Raw genomic sequence first — 18,044 nt, 5'->3', positions numbered from 1 at the left:
CCAGTAGATTGTGGGGCCTGTTTCCCATTACCCGGTCTTCATGGACAGCGACAGTAGACGATCGCCCTCGCCGTTATGGACGAGGGCGGTACTTCCCAAAGGCAGCGCCACCCGGCGCGCGCCTCGCGTGCAGCAAAACGCTGCGCATTCTTCCCGACAGCCGAGCCTTCACGCGCCTGCCTTGCGCATGCGTGGTGCGTTCGGCCGTCTCCGTTTTCCCCTAGAGAGAGCTACACACTAAATGGAATGGATGGCTGATCCAACGGCCTGGCTGGGCCTGTTGACCCTGATCGTCTTGGAAATCGTCCTGGGCATCGACAACCTGGTGTTTATCGCCATCCTTGCCGACAAGCTGCCACCCCATCAGCGCGACCGTGCGCGGGTGATCGGCCTGAGCCTGGCGCTGATCATGCGCCTGGGCCTGCTGGCCAGCATGGCCTGGCTGGTAACCCTCACCGACCCGCTGATCGAGGTGTTCGGCAAGACCTTCTCCGGGCGTGACCTGATCATGCTGTTCGGTGGCGTGTTCCTGTTGTTCAAGGCCACCATGGAGCTGCACGAACGGCTGGAAGGCCGCGTGCATCAGCCCGGTGGCGCGCGCACCTACGCCAAGTTCTGGCCGGTGGTGGCGCAGATCATCGTGCTCGACGCGGTGTTCTCGCTGGATGCGGTGATCACTGCCGTCGGCATGGTCGAGCACCTGCAAGTGATGATGATCGCGGTGATCATCTCCATCGGCCTGATGATCGTCGCCAGCAAGCCGCTGACCGCCTTCGTCAACGCCCGCCCGACGGTGATCATGCTGTGCCTGGGCTTTCTGATGATGATCGGCTTCAGCCTGACCGCCGAAGGCCTGGGCTTCCACATTCCGAAAGGTTACCTGTACGCGGCCATCGGCTTCTCGATCCTCATCGAGCTGTTCAACCAGGTCGCCCGTTCGCGTCGCAAGCGCAGCCTGCAGGGCCAGCGCGGTTTGCGTGCGCGCACCGCCCACGCGGTGATGCGCATGCTTGGCGGCAAGGTGCAGGCCGATGAAGTGGGTGAGGACATCGCCGACATGCTCGAGGGCGAGCAGGGCGAAACCGCGCTGTTCGACCGCCGCGAGCGGGTGATGATCAGCGGCGTGCTGAACATGGCCGAGATGTCGATCCAGAAGGTCATGACCGACCGCATGGAAGTCGACCGCATCGACCTCGACGATGACCCGGCGAAGATCCAGCAAGCGCTGCTCGACTCGCCGCATTCGCGCCTGGTGGTGACCCGCAGCGACTCCCGTGAGGAGCCGCTGGGTTACGTCCACAAGAAGGAGCTGTTCAAGGAGTTGCTCAAGGGCCAGCAACCGGACATCGAAAGCCTGGTGCGGGCGCCGATCAACCTGCCGGACAGCTCCAGCGTGCTCAGCGCTCTGGAACAGATGCGCCAGGGTTCCACCCACGTGGCCTTCGTGGTCAACGAGTTCGGCGGTTTCGAAGGCCTGCTGACCCTCACCGACATTCTCGAAGCCATCGCCGGTGAGCTGCCGGATGCCAGCGAGGTGGATGGCCCGGATGTCGAGGAGGTGGACGACGGTTACCGCGTCAACGGTGCGGTCAACCTGGCGGTGCTGCGCGAGCGGATGAACTTTGCGGCCAAGCCGACCGACGACTACCAGACCCTGGCGGGCCTGGCCATGAGCCTACTCGACCGCCTGCCGCTGATCGGCGACAAGGTCGATTACCTGGGCTGGGAGCTGACCGTGATCGAGGTCAAGGAGCGCCGGGTAACCCGCGTGCTGCTCAAGCCAGGCAGTGAATCGGCTGCGTAAAGGCACTGTAGCGAAACGAAAAACGGCGCCTCTCAGGGCGCCGTTTTCATGTCCGGCGTTTGCCGGTCACTCTTTGTGCTGGCCGCTTTTCAGCAGGTCGCGAATTTCCGTCAGCAGCACTTCCTGGGTGCTCGGTGCCGGCGGTACCGAAGGCGCCGCCGCTTCTTCGCGCTTGAGGCGGTTGATCGCTTTCACGCCCATGAAGATGGCGAACGCGACGATCACGAAGTCGATAACCGTCTGGATAAAGCGCCCGTAGGCCAGCACTACGGCAGGGATATCGCCCTCGGCGGCCTTGAGGGTGATGGCCAGGTCGGAGAAATCCACCCCGCCGATCAGCAGGCCCAGGGGCGGCATGATCACGTCACCGACGAAGGATGAAACGATCTTGCCGAAGGCGGCACCGATGATGATACCGACCGCCATGTCGACGACGTTGCCCTTGACCGCGAACGCCTTGAATTCGTTGATGATGCTCATGTGCAACCCCCTGGATCCGATTGGTGCGCTGAAGTGTAAAGCACTGCTGCCTGTCTGCCCTATGCCGCCGTTTGGGCAGCGCTAGGTTTGTGACCCTGGTGGTGGGCAATTGTCCGAATTTATTACCGGTCGATGCCCGAGCTGCATTCAGCGGAACGCTCTACCGCGAGCTTTGGTGCAGTGCGGCAACCCGTATTCAGGCACCTTGCACGCCATTGACGAAGATCAAAAGCCAGGCTTTTTCAGCGGACTAGAGTGCGCTCATGCATCTATACGGGAGCCTCTGTCATGCCCATCGATTATTCAGCCCAGCCCGGAATGCCGCTGCTGCGCGGCAATCCTGCGTATGCCGCACTGGTCGAGCAGCACGACGATGTCGACCGCCGTATCGCCCGTATCGAGAGCGGCCTGGAGCGGCCCGAGGGGCTCAGCCTGGCGGCCCTGAAACTGCGCCGCTCCGGTTTGCGCGAGGACCTGGCGCGCCAGCGCCGCAAGACACGGGGTGAGTGCTGCAATTGCGGCAACAACTGCGGCGGTTGATGCTGCTCGTCGGGCGGTTCGTGCGGGTGGTGATGGGCTAAGGTCAATGCATCATCACCCAACAGAGAGGAGCGCCCCATGACTGCCGAGCACAATCTGCGTGAGGAATTTCGTGAGTATGGCGATGCCCTGGCCGAGCGTCGCAAGAGCCACCCGGGTTTCGATGGCCTGGTGGGCCGTTATCAGGACCTGGACAAACGCATCGTCGATCTCGAGTCGGGCAATCAGCCCTTCGATGACGAAACCCTGGGCCGCCTGCGCCGCGAACGGGTGGTGCTCAAGGACAAGATCGTCCAGGAGCTGACTTACGGCTGAGCCTTTGGCCGATGTCGGGCGCGGCGATGCTCTGAGTCTTTACCGACGGATTCCTGGGTATCGCTGCGCTCAACCGCAGGCTACGAGCTGGTTTCTGTAGCCTGGGTTAGCCGTAGGCGTAACCCAGGGATTCGTCAGGCCTGCACCACAAAACGCCGCAGCCCCGGCGCTTCCGGCTCCTTACCCAGCTCGCGCATCTTGTATGGCAGCTCACCCAGCACCTGTAGGCAGAACCGACTGCCCAATTCATCCTGCTCGTAACAGCACAGCAGCCAGCGACGTCCATCGCTGACGGTCTGTTGCAGCAGTGCGCGGCCAATGCCCAGGCGGCGGTATTTCTTGAGCAGGAACAGGTCGGCGAACTCCATGTCGGCGATGCCCGGGCCCTCGCAGGCTTCAAGCAACAGAAAACCGGCGATGAAGTCATCGACCAGAATCAGCTGCGCGCTCCAGCCGTCGTCCTGCCAGTAGCGTTGCAGGTGCGCTTCGTGCACGTAGAAGCGGCCGTCGACCTCGACGTCTTCCTGCTCCCAGTCCGACGACTCGTAGGCGTAGAACTGGTAGAGGTTGCGGATCAGCGGCAGTTGTTCGGCGGTGGTGGGGACAAGCCTGATCGACATGCTGGGTACCTGCAGATGAGCGGCGCATTATCGGCAAGCGCGCCGGCGGCTGATAGCCCAGGTAGCGAAAGTCTGTAAATTTATCCAGTTGTTCGGTATCGTTTCGGCCTCGATTCATCAGGCAGGACGACTCCCATGGCCAAGGCCAAACGCTTGTACGGCTGCACCGAGTGCGGCGCGACCTTTCCCAAGTGGGCCGGGCAATGCGGCGAGTGCGGCGCCTGGAACAGCCTCACCGAAACCATGATCGAAGCCGGCGGCGCCGCAGCGCCCAGTGGCCGAACCGGGTGGGCCGGGCAACAGGCGCAGTTGAAGACCCTGGCCGAAGTCAGCGTCGAGGAGATGCCGCGCTTTTCCACGGCCTCGGCCGAACTGGACCGGGTGCTGGGGGGGGGGCTGGTGGATGGCTCGGTGGTGCTGATCGGCGGCGACCCGGGTATCGGCAAGTCGACCATCCTGCTGCAGACCCTGTGCAACGTCGCCCAGCGCTTTCCGGCGCTGTACGTCACCGGTGAGGAGTCCCAGCAGCAGGTGGCGATGCGCGCCCGGCGCCTGGGCCTGCCGGAAGACAAGCTCAAGGTGATGACCGAAACCTGCATCGAAAGCATCATCGCCACCGCCCGCCATGAAAAGCCCAAGGTGATGGTCATCGACTCGATCCAGACCATCTTTACCGAGCAGTTGCAGTCGGCCCCCGGCGGCGTTGCCCAGGTGCGCGAGAGCGCGGCGCTGCTGGTGCGCTTCGCCAAGCAGAGCGGCACGGCGATCTTCCTGGTCGGCCACGTGACCAAGGAAGGCTCGCTGGCCGGCCCGCGGGTACTCGAACACATGGTCGACACCGTGCTGTATTTCGAGGGCGACCCCGATGGCCGCCTGCGCCTGCTGCGCGCGGTGAAGAACCGCTTCGGGGCGATCAACGAACTGGGCGTGTTCGGCATGACCGACAAGGGCCTCAAGGAAGTCAGCAACCCCTCGGCGATCTTCCTCACCCGCGCCCAGGAAGAGGTGCCGGGCAGCATCGTCATGGCCACCTGGGAAGGTACCCGGCCGATGCTGGTGGAGGTGCAGGCGCTGGTCGATACCAGCCATATGGCCAACCCGCGGCGGGTGACCCTGGGCCTGGATCAGAACCGCCTGGCCATGCTGCTGGCCGTGCTGCACCGCCATGGCGGCATTCCCACCTACGACCAGGACGTGTTTCTCAACGTGGTCGGCGGCGTCAAGGTGCTGGAAACGGCCTCCGACCTGGCGCTGATGGCCGCGGTGATTTCCAGCCTGCGCAACCGGCCGCTGCCCCATGATCTGCTGGTGTTTGGCGAGGTCGGCCTGTCCGGCGAGATCCGCCCGGTGCCGAGTGGCCAGGAGCGTTTGAAGGAGGCGGCCAAGCATGGCTTCAAGCGTGCCATCGTGCCCAAGGGCAACGCGCCGAAAGAGGCGCCGGCCGGTTTGCAGGTGGTCGCGGTGACGCGCCTGGAGCAGGCGCTCGACGCGCTGTTCGAGTGACTGCGGCGTTGTGCCGCTGGGGCCGCCTGGCGGCGATTGACCTGGGTCAATCGTGGGGCAGGGCAGCAGTCGCAGGATAAGGGCGTACCCACAGAGGAGACGCCATCATGCTGCTGTTCTACGACATCATCGCCAAAGCCAGTTTCTCGCAGGTGGACCGCCTGGGCATCGAGCGCAAGCGTCAGCCGCTTGTCGATGTGCTGCCACGCCTGGTGAAAGCCCGTCGCGCCCGTCGCCGGGAAGCCGATGTGGCGTGCTGTGAATTCACCATTCACTGAGTCGGGCGGCTGCCCGGGCGCTGCGCCGCCATTGCTGATCCGCGTACAGGAAACGGTCGCGTTCGGCTTTGTCCGACGCGGCCGTTTTCGTTTAGTTGTCGTCTTCGCAGAGCGCTGCCAGTTCGCGCTCGAGCAGCTGTTCGTCGCCCAGGTTGAGTTCCACCAGGCGGCGCAGATGGCTCATCGAGTCGAGGTCGATATGGTGGCAGAGAAAGCCCAGCACGCGTTCTTCGCGGTGTACCAGTTCGACCTGCATGCTCACCTGCAGGTTGTCATCGAGGGCGATGCGCAGCAGGTAGTCCTGGCCGGTGTCGCCTTCCCAGTTCCACGGGCGGCGCACCAGCACGCCACGGAACGAGATGTCGTGCAGTTCCACTTGCCAGCTCTGCTCACCCTGCACGATCTCGGCGGGGGCGTCGAAGGCGATGCGCTGGAAGCGCCGACGTTCGTGGTTGTCACTCATGGAAGCTGTCCTCTATTGGTTTAGGGTCTGTTGCCGTTTCAACGCGCGTGAAACGGCAACAGACCCTCGTCCACTATAGCCAAGCCGCGCGGTGGCGTCGTCGGATGCGTGCTCGGCGGGGCGTCAGGTTTGCGGCGACCAGCCGTACTCCATGGCGTGCTTGACCAGGTCGGCGGGCTTTTCGATATCCAGTTTGCGGCGAATGTTCAGCCGGTAGGTTTCCACGGTGCGTACGCTGATCGCCAGTTCGCGGGCCATGGCCTTGTTGTTCAGGCCCTGGGCCATCATCAGCAGCACCTGGCGTTCGCGCGGGGTGAGTTCACCTTCCTCACTGTCTTCCTGGGCCAGCTTGTGGGCCACGTCGTTGCTGTAGAAGCGCCCGCCGACCGCCAGCACCTCGATGGCCGAGATGATGTCCTGGGACGGCGCCTCCTTGAGCACGTAGCCCGAGGCGCCCATGCGTAGCGAGCTGCTCACGTACTCCTGATTGTCGTACATGCTCAGGATCAGCACCTTGGTGGCCGGGTGGCGCTTGCTGATGATGCCGGTCAGCTCCAGGCCGTTGATGTCCTTGAGACCGATGTCCATCAGCAGGATGTCCGGTTGTTCGCGGGCCACCAGTTCCAGCGCTTCGCTGCCACTGCCGGCTTCACCGGCGATCTCGAAGTGCTCGACCATCGACAGCAGCGTGCGGATGCCTTCGCGCACCAGGATGTGGTCGTCGACGAGGGCGATGCGGATGGTCTTCATGCGGGCGCGGTCCGGGGTTGTTGCACGTCGGCTGAGAGTAACAGGGCGACGCTGAGAACGGTGCCGGCCGAGGTGGAGGCGATGCTGAACTCGCCGCCAAAGTGCTCGACCCGCTCGCGAATGTTACGCAGGCCGATGCCACCGCTCTGCTCGGCCTGGCGCGGGCTGAAGCCGCTGCCGTCGTCGCTGATGCGCAGTTTGACCCGGCGGTGGTTGCCGGTCAGCTGGATGGCCACCTGGCCGGCCCTGGCGTGGCGTTCGATATTGGTCAGCGCCTCCTGGAGGATGCGAAACAGCGCCACGTTCATGTCCTCGCTCAGGCGCGTGTCGCCCAGGCGGTTGTCATAGTCCACGCGCAGGCCGCTGCGCTGCTCGAATTCGCTGGCCAGCTGGCCGATCGCCGAGGCCAGGCCGAGGGTGTCGAGCAGCGAGGGGTGCAGGTCGTGGGAGATGCGCCGCACTTCGCCGATCGCCCCGGCCAGGCGTTCGATACCCTGGCGCAGGGTGTGCGCGGCGCTGGGCTTGCCGGCGTCCAGCTCGTGGGCAGCCAGCTCGAACTTGAACTTGATCGACACCAGCAACTGGCTGATGCCGTCGTGCAGTTCCCGGGACAGCCGCGAGCGTTCTTCCTCCTGGGAGGTGATGATGCGCTGGGTCAGCTGCTGCTGCCGACGGTCGGCCAGACGCTGTTCGCTGACGTTGAGGGTCAGGCCGCTGGCGAACACCAGCAGCACCGCGATCAGCGCGACGATGGCGATGGCCAGCATGGTGGTGCGGATGCCGCTGCCCACGTCGTGGCGAACCTGGGCGATGGCCTTGTCGACGTCTTCCAGGTAGATGCCGGTGCCGAGTATCCAGCCCCAGCGGTCGAGCTGGGTCACGTAGGCGAGCTTTTCGGCCACCTGGCCGGTGGAGGGCTTCTGCCAGGCGTAGCGCTGGAAACCGTCGCCTGCGGTGGCACTGCGGAGCAATGCCTGGATCACCGGCAGGCCATGGGGGTCGGTCATGTTCCACAAGTCCTTGCCCACCAGCGCCGCCTGGCGCGGATGCATGAGGTTCTTGCCGTTACGGTCGTAGACGAAGAAGTAGCCGTCGCTGCCGAAGTTGATGCGCTGCAGCAGCGCCAGCACCTGGCGCTTGGTTTGCTCGTCGTCGCGGCCGCTGTGGTACAGCGGCGCGATGCTGCTCATGGCCATTTCCACGTAGTGCTTGAGCTCGGCCTGCTTGCTGCCAAGGATGCTGTGCTCGATGAGCTGGGCCTGCTGGTTGCCCAGGCGCTGGTTCTGGACCAGCACCAGCAGGCACACCACGGCCACGGCCAGCAGCATGGGCAGCAGGCTCAGGGCGACGATCTTGTGCTTGAGTTGCATTGGGCACTCCTGGCAACCGGGCCGCCCGGCGGCGGCTGAGAAGCCGCCGAGCATACACAAAGCGGCGTCGTGCGGCTGGCAGTGGCGCTGTGCTGTTACGTAGTTATACGCAGCGGGGCGTGGGTAGTTTTGCGAATTACTGCCAGGGGGCCATGGGGGGATAGTTGGCAGGCTCCGCTTGCAGAGCATCACAATAACAATGATGTCGTGGGCCACGGCCTGCGGCTGGAGATGTTCAATGACCAGAATGGCCAGCCATATCGCCTGGTTTGCGGTCGCGTTGCTGGGCGCCTTCGCCCTGGGCACCGTGGCGCTGAACCGCGGCGAGTCGATCAATGCCTTGTGGATCGTCGTCGCTGCCGTGGCGATCTACCTCGTTACCTACCGCTACTACAGCCTGTTCATCGCCACCAAGGTGATGCAGCTCGACCCCAGCCGCGCCACCCCTGCGGTGCTCAACAACGATGGCCTGGACTACGTTCCGACCAACAAGCACATCCTTTTCGGTCACCACTTCGCCGCCATCGCTGGCGCCGGCCCGCTGGTCGGCCCGGTCCTCGCCGCGCAGATGGGCTACCTGCCGGGCACCCTCTGGCTGATCGCCGGCGTGGTGCTGGCCGGTGCCGTGCAGGACTTCATGGTGCTGTTCCTCTCCACCCGCCGCAACGGCCGCTCCCTGGGCGACATGGTTCGCGAGGAGATGGGCCGCATCCCCGGCACCATCGCGCTGTTCGGCTGTTTCCTGATCATGATCATCATCCTCGCGGTGCTGGCGCTGATCGTCGTCAAGGCCCTGGCGGAAAGCCCGTGGGGCATGTTCACGGTGATGGCGACCATCCCCATCGCGATGTTCATGGGCGTCTACATGCGCTACGTCCGCCCGGGCCGCATCGGCGAGATCTCCCTGATCGGGGTGATCCTGCTGCTCGGCTCGATCTGGCTGGGTGGCGTGGTCGCCGCTGACCCGGTGTGGGGGCCGGCCTTCACCTTCACCGGCGTGCAGATCACCTGGATGCTGATCGGCTACGGTTTCGTCGCCGCGGTACTGCCGGTGTGGCTGATCCTGGCGCCGCGCGACTACCTGTCGACCTTCCTGAAGATCGGCACCATCATCGCCCTGGCCATCGGCATCCTGGTGGTCATGCCCGAGCTGAAGATGCCGGCGCTGACCCAGTTCACCGACGGCAGCGGCCCGGTGTGGAAGGGCACCCTGTTCCCGTTCCTGTTCATCACCATCGCCTGCGGAGCGGTGTCCGGCTTCCACGCGCTGATCAGCTCGGGCACCACGCCCAAGCTGCTGGCCAACGAAACCCACGCCCGCTACATCGGTTACGGCGGCATGCTGATGGAGTCCTTCGTGGCCATCATGGCCATGGTCGCCGCCTCGGTGATCGAGCCGGGCATCTACTTCGCCATGAACAGCCCGGCGGCACTGGTTGGCTCGGATGTTCAGTCGGTAGCCGCCACGGTCAGCAGCTGGGGCTTCATGATCACTCCCGAGCAGCTCGAGGCGGTCGCCCGCGATATCGGCGAGAACACCGTCCTGGCCCGTGCCGGCGGTGCACCGACCCTCGCCGTGGGCATCGCGCAGATCCTCCACAGCGTGCTGCCAGGTGAGAACACCATGGCGTTCTGGTACCACTTCGCGATCCTCTTCGAGGCGTTGTTCATCCTCACCGCAGTGGACGCCGGTACCCGCGCCGGTCGCTTCATGCTGCAGGACCTGCTCGGCAACTTCGTGCCGGCCCTGAAGAAAACCGAGTCGTGGACCGCCAACGTGATCGCCACGGCCGGCTGCGTGGCCCTGTGGGGCTGGTTGCTGTACCAGGGCGTGATCGATCCGCTGGGCGGCATCAACACCCTGTGGCCGCTGTTCGGCATCTCCAACCAGATGCTCGCCGGTATCGCGCTGATGCTTGGCACCGTGGTGCTGATCAAGATGAAGCGCGAGCGCTACGTGTGGGTGACCCTGATCCCGGCCACCTGGCTGCTGATCTGCACCACCACCGCAGGTTTGATCAAGCTGCTCGACCCGAACCCGGCGGTGGGCTTCCTGGCCCTGGCCAAGAAGTACCAGGCTGCCCTGGACGCCGGTCAGGTCATCGCCCCGGCCAAGGACATCGGCCAGATGCAGCACGTGATCTTCAACGCCTACACCAACGCCACGCTTACCGTGCTGTTCCTGTTCGTGGTGCTCAGCGTGCTGTTCTACGCCATCAAGGTCGGCCGTGCCGCCTGGAGCAAGGCGCTGCGTACCGATCAGGAGGCGCCGTATCAGGCGCTTCCCGCTGACGCACCGGAGGTCGCCCGTGTTCAATGATCTCAGCCGCATGGGCAAGTACCTCGGCCAGGCTGCACGGATGCTGGTGGGCATGCCCGACTACGACACCTACGTCGAGCACATGGCCAACAAGCACCCGGACCAGCCGGTAATGAGCTACGAAGCCTTCTTCCGCGAGCGCCAGGAAGCGCGCTATGGTGGCGGCAAGGGGCGGCCGGTGCGCTGCTGTTGATCTCGCCGGGCTGAGCGCCCGCTTCAAGCACCACACGCCACGCCTAGTCGTGGCGTGTGGCATTCAGAGGAACGCTTTTTATGTCCTTCACCCCCATTCCGGTCACCGTGCTCAGCGGTTTTCTCGGTGCTGGTAAAACCACGCTGCTGCGCCACATCCTCAAGGCCGAGCACGGCCTGAAGATCGCCGTGATCGAAAACGAATACAGCGAAATGCCGATCGACAGCCAGTTGCTCGGCAGCGAGCCGGTGCAGGTGCTGACCCTGGCCAACGGCTGCGTGTGCTGCTCCATTCACGTCGAGCTGGAGAAGGCGCTGTTTCTGCTGCTCGAGAAGCTCGACAGTGGTGAGCTGGCCTTTGATCGTCTGGTCATCGAATGCACCGGCCTCGCCGACCCGGCGCCGGTGGCGCAAACCTTTTTCGCCACCGAAGAGCTCTGCGACCGTTACGTGCTGGACGGCATCATCACCCTGGTGGACGCTGCCAATGCCGAGCGCCATCTGCAGGAAACCATCGCCCAGGCCCAGGTCGGCTTTGCCGACCGCATCCTGCTGAGCAAGACCGACCTGGTCGATGACACTGCCCGTGCTGCCCTTACCACGCGCCTGCAACGGATCAACCGGCGGGCGCCGATCCGCGTGGTCGAGCATGGGCGTATCGACCTGGCCGAGCTGCTCGACGTGCGCGGCTTCAATCTGAATGCCGATTTAGCGCCAAGCCTGCGACCGGTCATGCCGGGCAAGAGCGTCGACCGCATCGCCACGCTGGTGCTGAGCAGCGACCAGCCGCTGGATCTGGATCGGCTCAGTGGCTTCATGGAGACGTTGCTCGAGGAACACGGCAATTCGCTGCTGCGCTACAAAGGCGTGCTGAGCATTGCCGGCGAAGAGCGCCGCATGGTGTTCCAGGGCGTGCTGCGGCTCTATGGCTTCGACTGGGACAGCGAGTGGGGCGCCGACGAGAAGCGCGAAAGCGTGATGGTGTTTATCGGCGACAGCCTGCCGGAGGAGGCGATTCGTCAGGGTTTTGCCGAGGTGAATGCCTGAGGTTTCCAACATTGCTTGCGACGCTCAGTAGGCTACCTGGCAAAAATGGCAGGGCATAAAAATGTTCTTCACATTTTCCCGGGGAGGATGCGCTTGATACTGGACTGGCGAATAAGTGTTCGCTGCCGATGACTTGGCACTCTCCATTGGCCCGCCGCCTGGACTAGTGGGTTTCGCCCCTTACGGGCGAGTCACTTTCTCTTGCTTGCCCAAGAGAAAGTAACCAAAGAGAAGGGCACCCCACCATCCGGCCCCGGCTGCGCCGGGGTTCCCTCATTCCACCACCACTCCAGGGGCACGCTGCGAAGGGCCATCCCTGGCCCGTCGCAGCTCTCGCGACATCCATGTCGCTCAACCCCTTACCTGGCGATTCCACTCGGCCTGCTGAAGGGGGCTTGAACGTCGTCTGTGAGATCGCTCTTCAAGAGCAAAAGCCAAACGCTACCGACTTTGATCTCCCGGAGATGTCGCAAGCTCGCGGCCCGGCCCCCGGAGCGGCACCGGAGCGAGGGAAGTTGAGCGAAGCGAAACCCGGATGTCGGGGTGCCCTTCTTTGGCACACCTTTCTTGGGCAAGCAAAGAAACGTAGCGAAGCGCAGTAACAGCCGCAGGCTGGCCCGAAGGGTGAGCGAAGCGAATCAAGGTGTGGCGCCCGTAAGGGGCGCAACACAAAGGTTCAGTAGACGCGGTAATGGATAGTGCGAAACCAGTAAGTAATACGCACACAAACTTGCCAGTCCGATGTCATGCGAAAATGCGATGAACCATAAAAAAATGCCGGTCAGCGCAAACTGACCGGCATTTTTTGTACCCGGGAAACCTTACTCGTCGAGGAACGAGCGCAGGTGTTCGCTACGGGTCGGGTGGCGCAGCTTGCGCAGGGCCTTGGCTTCGATCTGACGAATACGCTCGCGGGTGACGTCGAACTGCTTGCCCACTTCCTCGAGGGTGTGGTCAGTGTTCATGTCGATCCCGAAGCGCATGCGCAGCACCTTGGCTTCACGGGCGGTGAGGCCGGCGAGTACTTCGCGGGTGGCTTCCTTGAGGCTTTCCACGGTGGCCACGTCGATCGGGGACTGCATGGTGCTGTCCTCGATGAAGTCGCCCAGGTGCGAATCCTCGTCGTCGCCGATCGGGGTTTCCATGGAGATCGGCTCTTTGGCGATCTTCAGCACCTTGCGGATCTTGTCCTCGGGCATTTCCATGCGCTCGCCCAGCTCTTCAGGCGTGGGCTCGCGGCCCATTTCCTGGAGCATCTGCCGGGAGATGCGGTTGAGCTTGTTGATCGTCTCGATCATGTGCACCGGAATACGGATGGTGCGGGCCTGGTCGGCGATCGAGCGAGTGATCGCCTGACGGATCCACCAGGTGGCATAGGTCGAGAACTTGTAGCCGCGACGGTATTCGAACTTGTCCACCGCCTTCATCAGGCCGATGTTGCCTTCCTGGATCAGGTCGAGGAACTGCAGGCCGCGGTTGGTGTACTTCTTGGCGATGGAGATGACCAGGCGCAGGTTGGCCTCGACCATTTCCTTCTTGGCACGACGAGCCTTGGCTTCACCGATCGACATGCGACGGTTGATGTCCTTGATCTCGGCCAGGGTCAGGTCGCTTTCTTCCTGCAGGGCGATCAGCTTCTGCTGGCAGCGCTGGATATCGGCTTCCAGGTTGCCGATGGCTTCGGCGTACTTGGATTTGCCCTTGGCCAGGCTGGCAGCCCAGCCCAGATCCACTTCGTTGCCCGGGAACAGGCGCAGGAAGTCGGCACGTGGCATGCGGGCATCACGCACGCACAGTTGCATGATGGCGCGTTCCTGGCCACGCAGGCGGTCCAGGGCTTCACGTACCCGCACCACCAGTGCGTCGTACTGCTTGGGCACCAGCTTGATCGGCATGAACAGCTCGGCCAGCAGGCGCAGCTCTTCGATCGCCTGCTTGCTGTCGCGGCCATGCTTCTTCAGCGCTTTCTTGGCGATTTCCAGCTGATCGGAGACCGCGGTGAAGCGGCGCAGGGCCTCTTCAGGATCCGGGCCGCCATCGCCTTCTTCTTCCTCGTCGTCGCTGTCGCCGTCTTCCTCTTCATCGTCCTTGTCTTCGGCCTTGCCGTCGGTAGACGCAGGAACCGGAGCCGCGGCTTCGGCAGGCACGCTACCGTCATCGGGGTCGATGTAGCCACTGAGTACTTCGACCAGGCGGCCGCCCTCGGTGGTGACGCGGGTGTATTCGGCGAGAATGCTGTCGACGGTGCCCGGGAAGTGAGCGACGGCGCCCATGACTTCACGGATGCCTTCTTCGATCCGCTTGGCGATTTCGATCTCGCCTTCGCGGGTCAGCAGTTCCACGGTCCCCATTTCACGCATGTACATGCGCACCGGGTCGGTGGTGCGGCCGATATCGGTTTCAACGGCGGCGAGAGCAGCGGCTGCCTCTTCGGCGGCGGCTTCGTCGGTGTCGGCTTCGGCCAACAACAGGGCGTCCGCATCCGGAGCACTCTCGAATACGTTGATCCCCATGTCGTTGATCATGCGGATGATGTCTTCCACCTGTTCCGGATCTGAAATATCCTCGGGCAGGTGGTCATTGACCTCCGCGTAAGTCAGGTAACCCTGCTCACGACCACGGCTGATCAATTCTTTCAAACGAGATTGCTGTTGCGCTTTTCCGGACATAACACCCTATCCACTTAAGGTCTTGGCGGGCTGAAAACAAGCCGAGGATTATACCTCAGCTCGGCGCTCAGGCGCCAGTTGGGGTCTTGCTAGGCGAGTAGAGGCTGCTGTAATGCTCGCGCAATAGAGCCTTTTCCTCGTCGGTGAGTTCGCTCGGGCTTTTCTGCATGATGCTGCGCAGAGCGGTTTCGCGTCGCTTTAGCGACTGGTTATGGGCAAGTGTAGTAATGGTGTCGAAAAACTGCCGTTCAAGGTTGTCCTGATCGATCAACCATTCTTTTTCTGCCAATACTTTCAGCAGGCGGCCCTGTTCGGTGCCATGCCAGCGGGCGATCAGCTGCAGCGAGCGCAGGTTCGGCTGCTTCTGCAGGGTGCCTACCAGGGCCACCAGTAGCTGGGCATAAGTGTCGTCTTCGGCGGCGAAGTTGCTGACATCCTCGACCTTCTGCGCCAATTCGGGGTGGTGCAGCAGGCTGCGCAAGGCGCTCAGGTGTGGCGACTCGACGCTGACCGCGGTACGTGGCGGGTGGTAGTCGTCACGGCCTTTCTTGTGCCATTTGCCGCCGTCTTTCTTCCATTCGCTTTTACCCGGCTTTCTTGCCGGGCGCTCGAATGCCTGGGCGGGTATTGCCTGCTCTTCATAGCCTTGCGGGGCGTCGTAATAGGCGCTGTCCGGAATATTCTCGAGTGGCGGAGCATGGCTGTCGACGCTCTGCTGGCTGGTGCTGCTCGACTGGCGCGTGGGGGCTGCCTGTGCCTGGCCCATGGCATTGATGTCCAGCCCGGTGATCTGGGTCAGGCGCTGGCGCATCAGGGCGCGCAGCGTGTTGCCGGGGATCTTGTCGATCAGCGGCACTGCCAGGGTGACCAGATGCGCCTTGCCTTCCAGCGAGCGTGGGTCGGCTTCCTCGCTCAGTTGCTGGAAGAAGTAGTCGGCCAGCGGCTGGGCGTGTTGGTGTATGCGCGCCTGGAAGGCGTCGGTGCCTTCGCTGCGCACCAGGGTATCCGGGTCTTCGCCGTCGGGCAGGAACAGAAAGCGTGCGCGGCGGCCATCCTGCAGGTTGGGCAGGGCGGCTTCCAGTGCGCGCCAGGCGGCGTTGCGGCCGGCCTGGTCACCATCGAAGCAGAACAGCACGCTCGGCACCAGACGGAATATGCGCTTGAGGTGTTCTTCGCTGGTGGCGGTGCCGAGGGTCGCCACGGCATTGCGCAGGCCCTGCTGGGCCAGGGCGATGACGTCCATGTAGCCCTCGACCACCATGATCTCGTCGAGGTTGCGGTTGTTTTTACGCGCCTCATAGAGGCCGTAGAGTTCCTGGCCCTTGTGGAAGACCGGGGTTTCCGGGGAGTTCAGGTACTTGGGCTTGTCGTCGCCCAGCACCCGGCCGCCAAAGGCGATCACCCGGCCGCGGCTGTCATGAATGGGGAAGATCACCCGGTCACGAAAGCGGTCGTAGCGCTTGCCGCTGTCGGGGTTCTCCACCAGCAGGCCGGCGTCGATCATCGCCTTGTGCTGCAGGCTGTCACCGGCCAGGTGCTTGAGCAGGTTGTCCCAGCCCGGCGGGGCGAAGCCGAGGCCGAAGTCGCGGGCGATTTCGCCGGACAGGCCGCGACCTTTCAGGTACTCGACCGCGGCGCGGCGCTGCGGGTGGCTTTTCAGGGCCTGTCGGTAATAGTCGGCAGCTGCCTTGAGCAAGGCGTAGAGCGGCGAGTCGGTCGGCTGGCGGGGCTTGCCACCGCCGCGCCCGTTGTCCTCGCGCGGTACGTCCATGCCGGCGCACTTGGCCAGCTCCTCGACCGCCTGGGGAAATTCCGTCTGGTCGTGATCCATCACGAAGCCCAGGGCGTTGCCGCCGGCGCCGCAGCCGAAGCAGTAGTAGAACTGCTTGTCCGGGCTGACGGTGAAGGAGGGGGTCTTTTCCTTGTGGAACGGGCAGCAGGCGCTGTAGTTCTTGCCGGTCTTCTTCAGCTGGATGCGCGAACTCACCACATCGACGATGTCGGTGCGGTTGAGCAGGTCATCGATGAAGGATTGCGGGATCAGGCCGGCCATAGACGCTCAGGGGTGTCCAGAATGAGTAGCGGCACAAACGCAAAAACTCCGCCATTTCGCCAGCAGGCGATGCGGAGTCCTTGACGATGATGCCCGGCAAGCCGGGCATTCGGGCGTTGCGTGTACGTTATTAGTACAGGCGAACGCTGCGGCGCTGTTCGCGCTGCACTTTCTTGGCGTGACGCTTAACAGCGGCAGCGGCTTTACGCTTACGCTCGGCGGTCGGCTTTTCGTAGAATTCGCGGCTACGAACTTCGGCCAGAACACCGGCTTTTTCGCAGGAGCGCTTGAAACGACGCAGAGCTACGTCGAAGGGTTCGTTCTCTTTAACTTTGACGGCTGGCATCCAGAGCTACCTTCTTTATTACCGGAGGTTAGTGTCTCCCGGCAAAGGCACGGAAAGATCACAGGTTTTTAAGGGTTGCGGATGTTACCGCCTCGTCAACCGGAATGCAAAGCCTCTGATCGAAAAGCACTGGTCTGGGCCGCCGAGCGGCGATTATCATGCCGGCCTTTTACGCTGGGCAAGCTGCAGAGAAGGCGAAACCATGCTGGTTCTGGGATTGGAAACTTCGTGCGACGAGACGGGTGTCGCGCTCTATGACAGCGAGCGCGGGCTGCTCGCCGACGCGTTGTTCAGTCAGATCGACCTGCACCGCGCCTATGGCGGTGTGGTGCCGGAGCTGGCCTCGCGTGACCACGTCAAGCGCATGCTGCCGCTGATCCGCCAGGTGCTGGCCGAGGCGGGGTGCGTGGCCACCGACATCGACGCCGTCGCCTACACCGCCGGCCCCGGCCTGGTCGGTGCGCTGCTGGTCGGCGCCTCGTGCGCCCAGGCCCTGGCATTCGCCTGGGACATTCCCGCCATCGGCGTGCACCACATGGAAGGCCACCTGCTGGCGCCCATGCTGGAGGCGACGCCGCCGGCATTTCCGTTCGTCGCCCTGCTGGTGTCGGGCGGCCATACCCAGCTGGTGCGGGTCGATGGCATCGGCCAGTACCAGTTGCTCGGCGAGTCGCTGGACGACGCTGCCGGCGAAGCCTTCGACAAGACCGCCAAGCTGATGGGTCTGCGCTATCCGGGGGGGCCGGAAATCGCCCGCCTTGCCGAGCGCGGTACCCCGGGGCGCTTCGTGTTTCCACGGCCGATGACCGATCGCCCGGGCCTGGATTTCAGCTTCAGTGGCCTGAAGACCTTCACGCTCAATACCTGGCAGCAGTGCCAGAACGGCGGTGATGACAGTGAGCAGTCGCGCTGTGACGTGGCCCTGGCATTCCAGCAGGCAGTGGTCGAGACGCTGACCATCAAGTGTCGCCGCGCGCTCAAACAGACCGGCCTGAACAGCCTGGTGATCGCCGGTGGGGTCAGCGCCAACCGGGCGCTGCGCACGTCGCTCGAAGACATGACGGCAGCGCTCAAGGGCAACGTGTTTTACGCACGTCCGGCATTCTGTACCGACAATGGCGCGATGATCGCCTATGCCGGGTGCCAGCGCCTGTTGGCCGGCCAGCATGAGGGCCTGGCGATCACTGTGCAGGCCCGCTGGCCGATGGAGCAGTTGCCGGCGCTTCACTGAGCATATTTGCTCGGTAGAGTCTATGCACGGGCTAGTACGTAGGGTGGATGACGCTGTTTTCAT

At 63.5% G+C, this 18,044-nt stretch carries 17 protein-coding genes; 9 read left to right on the top strand and 8 right to left on the bottom strand.

The annotated features are described in order from the left end of the window. Positions 1–241 precede the first annotated feature (241 nt). Positions 242–1,804 carry a TerC family protein gene (locus QYS36_RS21985; protein WP_308841500.1) on the top strand — a complete coding sequence of 521 codons (1,563 nt, stop codon included), beginning with the start codon at positions 242–244 and terminating at the stop codon, positions 1,802–1,804. Between the two features lie 66 nt (positions 1,805–1,870). Here QYS36_RS21985 and mscL read toward each other — a convergent pair whose 3' ends face one another. Further along, positions 1,871–2,284 carry a large-conductance mechanosensitive channel protein MscL gene (gene mscL / locus QYS36_RS21980; protein ID WP_308841499.1) on the bottom strand — a complete coding sequence of 138 codons (414 nt, stop codon included), beginning with the start codon at positions 2,282–2,284 and terminating at the stop codon, positions 1,871–1,873. A gap of 288 nt (positions 2,285–2,572) precedes the next feature. On the opposite strand from mscL, the gene QYS36_RS21975 reads away from it, so the two are divergent. Both QYS36_RS21975 and QYS36_RS21970 read left to right on the top strand, forming a co-directional pair. After that, a complete protein-coding gene (locus QYS36_RS21975; RefSeq protein ID WP_308841498.1) occupies positions 2,573–2,824 on the top strand; it encodes a DUF465 domain-containing protein in 252 nt (83 codons plus the stop codon). A gap of 78 nt (positions 2,825–2,902) precedes the next feature. Beyond that, positions 2,903–3,139, top strand: coding sequence for a DUF465 domain-containing protein (locus QYS36_RS21970; RefSeq protein ID WP_308841497.1), 237 nt, complete (start codon positions 2,903–2,905; stop codon positions 3,137–3,139). A 134-nt stretch (positions 3,140–3,273) separates the two neighbouring features. Here QYS36_RS21970 and QYS36_RS21965 read toward each other — a convergent pair whose 3' ends face one another. Further along, a complete protein-coding gene (locus QYS36_RS21965; RefSeq protein WP_308841496.1) occupies positions 3,274–3,759 on the bottom strand; it encodes a GNAT family N-acetyltransferase in 486 nt (161 codons plus the stop codon). A gap of 135 nt (positions 3,760–3,894) precedes the next feature. Between QYS36_RS21965 and radA the strand changes: the two genes are divergently transcribed. Together radA and QYS36_RS21955 are read left to right on the top strand one after the other, a co-directional pair. Then, positions 3,895–5,262: a DNA repair protein RadA gene (gene radA / locus QYS36_RS21960; RefSeq protein ID WP_308841495.1), complete on the top strand. Its 1,368-nt coding sequence runs from the start codon at positions 3,895–3,897 to the stop codon at positions 5,260–5,262. 107 nt (positions 5,263–5,369) lie between these two features. After that, the gene (locus QYS36_RS21955) at positions 5,370–5,540 is read left to right on the top strand and encodes a hypothetical protein (RefSeq protein ID WP_308841494.1); all 171 of its coding nucleotides are present in this window, start codon (positions 5,370–5,372) and stop codon (positions 5,538–5,540) included. Positions 5,541–5,631: 91 nt separating this feature from the next. Here the strand turns inward: QYS36_RS21955 and QYS36_RS21950 are convergent, their stop codons facing one another. From QYS36_RS21950 to QYS36_RS21940, 3 genes are all read right to left on the bottom strand, one after another. Further along, positions 5,632–6,003 carry a PilZ domain-containing protein gene (locus QYS36_RS21950; protein WP_308841493.1) on the bottom strand — a complete coding sequence of 124 codons (372 nt, stop codon included), beginning with the start codon at positions 6,001–6,003 and terminating at the stop codon, positions 5,632–5,634. Positions 6,004–6,126: 123 nt separating this feature from the next. Beyond that, the gene (locus QYS36_RS21945) at positions 6,127–6,753 is read right to left on the bottom strand and encodes a response regulator transcription factor (protein WP_308841492.1); all 627 of its coding nucleotides are present in this window, start codon (positions 6,751–6,753) and stop codon (positions 6,127–6,129) included. Beyond that, the gene (locus QYS36_RS21940; protein ID WP_308841491.1) at positions 6,750–8,123 is read right to left on the bottom strand and encodes a cache domain-containing protein; all 1,374 of its coding nucleotides are present in this window, start codon (positions 8,121–8,123) and stop codon (positions 6,750–6,752) included. Before QYS36_RS21940 ends, QYS36_RS21945 begins: the two co-directional genes overlap by 4 nt. Positions 8,124–8,361: 238 nt before the next feature. On the opposite strand from QYS36_RS21940, the gene QYS36_RS21935 reads away from it, so the two are divergent. The 3 genes from QYS36_RS21935 to yjiA all read left to right on the top strand — a co-directional run bounded on the left by QYS36_RS21935 (position 8,362) and on the right by yjiA (position 11,682). After that, positions 8,362–10,443, top strand: a complete 2,082-nt coding sequence (locus QYS36_RS21935; protein WP_308841490.1) for a carbon starvation CstA family protein — start codon at positions 8,362–8,364, stop codon at positions 10,441–10,443. Further along, positions 10,433–10,636 (top strand): YbdD/YjiX family protein, encoded by a 204-nt coding sequence (locus QYS36_RS21930; RefSeq protein WP_308841489.1) that lies wholly within the window; start codon positions 10,433–10,435, stop codon positions 10,634–10,636. The genes QYS36_RS21935 and QYS36_RS21930 overlap by 11 nt, the downstream gene beginning before the upstream one ends. A gap of 80 nt (positions 10,637–10,716) precedes the next feature. Beyond that, positions 10,717–11,682 carry a GTPase gene (yjiA, locus tag QYS36_RS21925; RefSeq protein ID WP_308841488.1) on the top strand — a complete coding sequence of 322 codons (966 nt, stop codon included), beginning with the start codon at positions 10,717–10,719 and terminating at the stop codon, positions 11,680–11,682. An 821-nt stretch (positions 11,683–12,503) separates the two neighbouring features. Here the strand turns inward: yjiA and rpoD are convergent. The 3 genes from rpoD to rpsU all read right to left on the bottom strand — a co-directional run bounded on the left by rpoD (position 12,504) and on the right by rpsU (position 16,750). After that, positions 12,504–14,351, bottom strand: coding sequence for an RNA polymerase sigma factor RpoD (rpoD, locus tag QYS36_RS21920; protein WP_308841487.1), 1,848 nt, complete (start codon positions 14,349–14,351; stop codon positions 12,504–12,506). Between the two features lie 67 nt (positions 14,352–14,418). Continuing rightward, positions 14,419–16,404, bottom strand: a complete 1,986-nt coding sequence (gene dnaG, locus QYS36_RS21915) for a DNA primase (RefSeq protein WP_308841486.1) — start codon at positions 16,402–16,404, stop codon at positions 14,419–14,421. Between the two features lie 130 nt (positions 16,405–16,534). Further along, positions 16,535–16,750: a 30S ribosomal protein S21 gene (gene rpsU / locus QYS36_RS21910; protein WP_003290642.1), complete on the bottom strand. Its 216-nt coding sequence runs from the start codon at positions 16,748–16,750 to the stop codon at positions 16,535–16,537. Positions 16,751–16,952: 202 nt separating this feature from the next. Between rpsU and tsaD the strand changes: the two genes are divergently transcribed. Next, entirely contained in the window at positions 16,953–17,981 is a 1,029-nt protein-coding gene (gene tsaD, locus QYS36_RS21905; RefSeq protein WP_308841485.1) for a tRNA (adenosine(37)-N6)-threonylcarbamoyltransferase complex transferase subunit TsaD, read from the top strand. The last annotated feature ends 63 nt before the right edge of the window (positions 17,982–18,044 follow it).

It is taken from the genome of Pseudomonas sp. G34 (genome assembly GCF_031119625.1).
In the GTDB taxonomy this organism is placed as follows: Bacteria; Pseudomonadota; Gammaproteobacteria; order Pseudomonadales; family Pseudomonadaceae; genus Aquipseudomonas.
This window is presented reverse-complemented; position numbering and strand designations above follow the sequence as displayed.

Bases quoted from the DNA above. Each gene is read 5' to 3' on its own strand.
- QYS36_RS21985 (WP_308841500.1), top strand. From the start codon at position 242: ATGGAATGGATGGCTGATCCAACGGCCTGGCTGGGCCTGTTGACCCTG.
- mscL (WP_308841499.1), bottom strand. From the start codon at position 2,284: ATGAGCATCATCAACGAATTCAAGGCGTTCGCGGTCAAGGGCAACGTC.
- QYS36_RS21975 (WP_308841498.1), top strand. From the start codon at position 2,573: ATGCCCATCGATTATTCAGCCCAGCCCGGAATGCCGCTGCTGCGCGGC.
- QYS36_RS21970 (WP_308841497.1), top strand. From the start codon at position 2,903: ATGACTGCCGAGCACAATCTGCGTGAGGAATTTCGTGAGTATGGCGAT.
- QYS36_RS21965 (WP_308841496.1), bottom strand. From the start codon at position 3,759: ATGTCGATCAGGCTTGTCCCCACCACCGCCGAACAACTGCCGCTGATC.
- radA (WP_308841495.1), top strand. From the start codon at position 3,895: ATGGCCAAGGCCAAACGCTTGTACGGCTGCACCGAGTGCGGCGCGACC.
- QYS36_RS21955 (WP_308841494.1), top strand. From the start codon at position 5,370: ATGCTGCTGTTCTACGACATCATCGCCAAAGCCAGTTTCTCGCAGGTG.
- QYS36_RS21950 (WP_308841493.1), bottom strand. From the start codon at position 6,003: ATGAGTGACAACCACGAACGTCGGCGCTTCCAGCGCATCGCCTTCGAC.
- QYS36_RS21945 (WP_308841492.1), bottom strand. From the start codon at position 6,753: ATGAAGACCATCCGCATCGCCCTCGTCGACGACCACATCCTGGTGCGC.
- QYS36_RS21940 (WP_308841491.1), bottom strand. From the start codon at position 8,123: ATGCAACTCAAGCACAAGATCGTCGCCCTGAGCCTGCTGCCCATGCTG.
- QYS36_RS21935 (WP_308841490.1), top strand. From the start codon at position 8,362: ATGACCAGAATGGCCAGCCATATCGCCTGGTTTGCGGTCGCGTTGCTG.
- yjiA (WP_308841488.1), top strand. From the start codon at position 10,717: ATGTCCTTCACCCCCATTCCGGTCACCGTGCTCAGCGGTTTTCTCGGT.
- rpoD (WP_308841487.1), bottom strand. From the start codon at position 14,351: ATGTCCGGAAAAGCGCAACAGCAATCTCGTTTGAAAGAATTGATCAGC.
- dnaG (WP_308841486.1), bottom strand. From the start codon at position 16,404: ATGGCCGGCCTGATCCCGCAATCCTTCATCGATGACCTGCTCAACCGC.
- rpsU (WP_003290642.1), bottom strand. From the start codon at position 16,750: ATGCCAGCCGTCAAAGTTAAAGAGAACGAACCCTTCGACGTAGCTCTG.
- tsaD (WP_308841485.1), top strand. From the start codon at position 16,953: ATGCTGGTTCTGGGATTGGAAACTTCGTGCGACGAGACGGGTGTCGCG.